At 72.3% G+C, this 4,587-nt stretch carries 4 protein-coding genes and 1 pseudogene; 3 read left to right on the forward strand and 2 right to left on the reverse strand.

Annotated features, from left to right (window positions below; genetic code table 11):
- A partial coding sequence (locus AB0J52_RS28460) for an LLM class flavin-dependent oxidoreductase (RefSeq protein WP_500185543.1) occupies nucleotides 1-602 on the reverse strand: 602 nt, incomplete at its 3' end.
- Between the two features lie 94 nt (nucleotides 603-696).
- Here AB0J52_RS28460 and AB0J52_RS28465 point away from each other — a divergent pair.
- From AB0J52_RS28465 to AB0J52_RS28475, 3 genes are all read left to right on the forward strand, one after another.
- On the forward strand, nucleotides 697-1,203 hold the full coding sequence (locus AB0J52_RS28465) for an Lrp/AsnC family transcriptional regulator (protein ID WP_500185544.1): 507 nt from the start codon (nucleotides 697-699) through the stop codon (nucleotides 1,201-1,203).
- 152 nt (nucleotides 1,204-1,355) lie between these two features.
- Entirely contained in the window at nucleotides 1,356-3,797 is a 2,442-nt protein-coding gene (locus AB0J52_RS28470) for an ATP-binding cassette domain-containing protein (protein ID WP_500185546.1), read from the forward strand.
- Nucleotides 3,798-3,912: 115 nt separating this feature from the next.
- Nucleotides 3,913-4,284: an ester cyclase gene (locus tag AB0J52_RS28475; protein WP_500185548.1), complete on the forward strand. Its 372-nt coding sequence runs from the start codon at nucleotides 3,913-3,915 to the stop codon at nucleotides 4,282-4,284.
- Here AB0J52_RS28475 and AB0J52_RS28480 read toward each other — a convergent pair.
- Nucleotides 4,267-4,587: pseudogene (locus tag AB0J52_RS28480) on the reverse strand (hypothetical protein); the annotation flags it as partial. The gene AB0J52_RS28475 and the pseudogene AB0J52_RS28480 overlap by 18 nt on opposite strands.

Here is a 4,587-nt window from a genome sequence, read left to right on the forward strand (position 1 = left end):
GGGCGGCCTTCCCTCCCGGCGATCCGGCCGAGGCGTTCGACCGCCTCCTCCAGCCAGGGCAGGGTGACCCGCAGCGGGTGCCAGGCATCGCCGTACAGGACGGCCCGGCGCAACGCCGCGTCGCTGTGCCCGCCCACCCAGATGGGGGCCTGTCCGCCCTGGTAGTCGTCGGCGTCCCGCCAGGCGGCACGGACGTCCCGGAGCAGATCGGCGGTGAGCTTGCCGCGCTGCTCGAACGGGACGCCGAGCGCCTCGTACTCCTGCCGCGCCCAGCCCGCGCCCACGCCGAGGACGAACCGTCCGCCGCTGAGCCGGTTGAGGTTGGCGGCCATGCGGGCGACCAGCAGCGGATGCCGGTACGGCGCGACGAGCACCGTCGTGCCCAGCCGGACCCGGCGGGTGACGCCCGCGAGCCACGCGAGGGCGGTGAACGGCTCGTAGAACGGCGCGGGGTACCGCTCGGCGACGTCCGGCGTGATGACGACGTGGTCGGAGACCATCAGCAGGTCGAAGCCGAGGCCCTCGACGGTCTGCGCCCAGGCGGCCAGCCGGTCGGGCTCCGCGCCGGGTCCGAAGTTCGGAACGTTCACTCCCAGAATCACGCGGGCAACGCTATCCAGCCGAACCGCGCCGCCTGAAGGCATTCCTCCCGGCATCAGGCGTTCCGAACCGTGGATCTGCCGGTATTTTGGCGCCGTGACCGGGAATCTCGACGCGACCGACCGGGCGATCCTCGCCGAACTGCAGCGGGACGGCCGCCTCGCGCTCACCGAACTGGGCCGGAGGGTCAGCCTCAGCGCGTCCGCCACCACCGAGCGGGTCCGGCGGCTGGAGGAGACGGGCGTGATCAGCGGCTACCACGCCCGCGTCGACCTGGCCAAGGCCGGGCTGCCGGTGCTCGCGGTCGTCCGGCTGAAGTACCCCGGCAACCGGCACGGCCCGCTGCACGACCTCCTGCGGAGGCGCGGGGAGATCCTGGAGTGCCTGCGCACCACCGGCGAGGACTGCTACGTCCTGAAGGTCGCTGCGACCTCGATGGGCCACCTGGAGCAGGTCGTCGACGAGCTCCTCGAACTGGGCTCGACCACCACCAACCTCGTCTACAGCGAGCCGCTCGGCTACCGCGGCCTTCCGGCCCACATCGCCGATGCCGCCGGGACGGCCACGGACGAGGCGGAAGAATCTGTCGGTAGCGACCGGTAGCGTTTCGGCCCACGAGGCCGCAGCCCCATCCTGTGCCGGCGACGGACGCGCGCGCAGCCCGCCGACGCGGGCCGCGGCACCGCTCCCCTGCCATCGTCGCAGGTCAGGCGGGTGAGTAGCGTTGCGGCCGTACCCGACTCGACGGAGACACCATGAGCAAGGCCACCGAGCCGGACACCCGGCCGTCCGACCAGGCGTCTGAGCAGGCGTCCGCCCGAGCGTCCGGACGGGCCTCCGCGCGGGGGCACGCGGCCGACAGCCACGAGCTGATCCGCGTCCTCGGAGCCCGCGAGAACAACCTGAAGAACATCGACGTCGAGCTGCCCAAGCGGCGGCTCACGGTGTTCACCGGCGTGTCCGGCTCGGGCAAGAGCTCGCTGGTGTTCAGCACCGTCGCGGCCGAGTCGCAGCGGTTGATCAACGAGACCTACAGCGCGTTCGTGCAGGGCTTCATGCCGACGCTGGCCCGCCCCGACGTGGACGTCCTGGAGGGCCTCACCACCGCGATCATCGTCGACCAGCAGCGGATGGGCGCCGACCCGCGCTCCACGGTCGGCACCGCCACCGACGCCAACGCGATGCTGCGCATCCTGTTCAGCCGGCTCGGGCAGCCGCACATCGGCTCCCCGCAGGCGTTCTCGTTCAACGTGCCGTCGATCAGCGGCGCGGGCGCCGTCACCGTCGAGCGCGGCGGCAAGGCCGTCAAGGAGAAGCGCAGTTTCAGCGTCACCGGCGGCATGTGCCCGAACTGCGAGGGCCGCGGCACCGTCACCGACCTCGACCTCACCCAGCTGTTCGACGAGAGCAGGTCGCTGGCCGAGGGCGCGATGACCGTCCCCGGGTACAAGGCGGGCGGCTGGAACTACCGGCTCTACGCCTCGTCCGGCTTCTTCGACCCGGAGAAGCCGATCAGCCGGTTCACCAAGAAGGAGCTGCACGACTTCCTGTACCGCGAGCCGACGCGGATGAAGATCGAGGGCATCAACATGACCTACGAGGGTCTGGTGCCGCGCATCCAGAAGTCGATGCTCGCCAAGGACAAGGAGGGCATGCAGCCGCACATCCGCGAGTTCGTCGACCGGGCCGTCACCTTCACCACCTGCCCGGAGTGCGACGGCACCCGGCTCGCCGCGCCCGCCCGCTCCTCCAAGATCGCCGGGATCAGCATCGCCGACGCGTGCGCGATGCAGATCAGCGACCTGGCCGCCTGGACTCGGGAGCTGGACGAGCCGTCGGTCGCGCCGCTGCTCGGCTCGCTGCGGCAGACCCTCGACTCGTTCGTGGAGATCGGCCTCGGCTACCTGTCCCTCGACCGGCCCGCCGGCACCCTGTCGGGCGGCGAGGCGCAGCGCGTCAAGATGATCCGGCACCTCGGCTCGTCGCTCACCGACGTCACCTACGTCTTCGACGAGCCCAGCATCGGCCTGCACCCGCACGACATCCAGCGGATGAACGACCTGCTGCTGCGGCTGCGCGACAAGGGCAACACCGTCCTGGTCGTCGAGCACAAGCCGGAGACCATCGCCATCGCCGACCACGTCGTCGACCTCGGCCCCGGCGCGGGCTCCGCCGGCGGCACCGTCTGCTTCGAGGGCACCGTCGCGGGCCTGCGGGCCAGCGGCACCGTCACCGGACGCCACCTGGACGACCGGGCCAAGCTGAAGAGCGACGTCCGCAAGCCCACCGGGGCGCTGGAGATCCGCGGCGCGAACGCCCACAACCTCCAGGACGTCGACGTCGACATCCCCCTCGGCGTCCTGACCGTCATCACCGGCGTCGCGGGCTCCGGCAAGAGCTCCCTGGTGCACGGCTCGATCCCGGCCGGCGCGGGCGTGGTGTCGGTCGACCAGTCCGCGATCCGCGGCTCGCGGCGCAGCAACCCGGCGACCTACACCGGCCTGCTCGAGCCGATCCGCAAGGCCTTCGCCAAGGCCAACGGCGTCAAGCCCGCCCTGTTCTCGGCCAACTCCGAGGGCGCCTGCCCCACCTGCAACGGCGCGGGCGTCATCTACACCGACCTGGCGATGATGGCGGGCGTCGCGACCGTCTGCGAGGAGTGCGAGGGCAGGCGGTTCCAGGCGTCGGTGCTGGAGTACCGCCTCGGCGGACGCGACATCAGCGAGGTCCTGGCGATGCCGGTGACCGAGGCCGAGGAGTTCTTCGGCTCCGGCGACGCCCGCACCCCCGCCGCGCACGCGATCCTCGCCCGGCTCGCCGACGTCGGCCTCGGCTACCTCACCATCGGCCAGCCGCTCACCACCCTGTCGGGCGGGGAGCGGCAGCGCCTCAAGCTCGCCACGCACATGGCCGACAAGGGCGGCGTCTACGTGCTGGACGAACCGACCACCGGCCTGCACCTGGCCGACGTCGAGCAGCTCCTCGGCCTGCTCGACCGGCTCGTCGACTCCGGCAAGTCGGTCATCGTCATCGAGCACCACCAGGCCGTCATGGCGCACGCCGACTGGATCATCGACCTCGGCCCGGGCGCCGGCCACGACGGCGGCCGCGTCGTCTTCGAAGGCACCCCCGCCGACCTGGTCGCCGCACGCTCCACCCTCACGGGCCGGCACCTCGCCGACTACGTCGGCGCCTGACCCGTTCGCGGTTCCCGGCCGGCCCTCGCCCCTGGGCCGGCCGGGCGGCTCCCGGTGACGTCCGCCGCGGTGCCCCAGGCCGCCCCCACCACTCTCACCCCAGGATCGAGCCCAGGTGAACAGCCCCGCGCCCCAGTCCTCCCAGCGCATCGCGATGCGGTACTTCGAGATGTGGAACACCGGCGACTCCTCGATCGCCGACCAGATCCTCAGCCCGGACTGGACCGACCACGCCCACCCCGAAGTGACCGGCCCGCGAGGCGTCCGGCAGGCCGTCGAGCGCACCCGCGCCGCACAGCCGGATCTGCGGTTCCGAATCGACACCGTCCTCGGTGACGGCGACATGGTGGCCGTCGTCGGCAGTGCGAGCCGCGGAGCGCCGGACGAGCCGGCCGCCCGCCTGGTCTGGCTTCTCCGCCTGCGGGAGGGACGGCTCGCCGAGATGTGGACCTACCACGACACCAGCGCGTCAGCGTTCAGGCGGTAGCGCGGCGTAGGACCACAGGGCCCCGCACATCTTCGGGGTGAGGGCCTGGGCGTCGAAGCGGGGCAGGACGGTGACCTGGCCCTCGGCCAGATGTGCGGGGTCGCCCGCTTGTGCCGCGGCGGCCCTTCGCGACAGTTGCCGCAGTGCCACCTCGGGGCCTTGGGCGATGACTTCGGGCCAGCGGGCGGCGCGGTCGCGGACGATGGTGGCGGCGCGCCGGTAGAGCAGGTCCAGTTGGGCGCGGCCTTCGGCCGGATCGCGGTGCCAGGCCCGGGTGCGCTGGACGAAGCCGGTGACCGCCCG

The sequence above is a fragment of the Spirillospora sp. NPDC049652 genome (assembly GCF_040675125.1).
Lineage (GTDB): Bacteria > Actinomycetota > Actinomycetes > Streptosporangiales > Streptosporangiaceae > Spirillospora.

Coding starts and splice junctions, on each gene's coding strand:
- AB0J52_RS28470 (WP_500185546.1), top strand. CDS start 1,356: ATGAGCAAGGCCACCGAGCCGGACACCCGGCCGTCCGACCAGGCGTCT.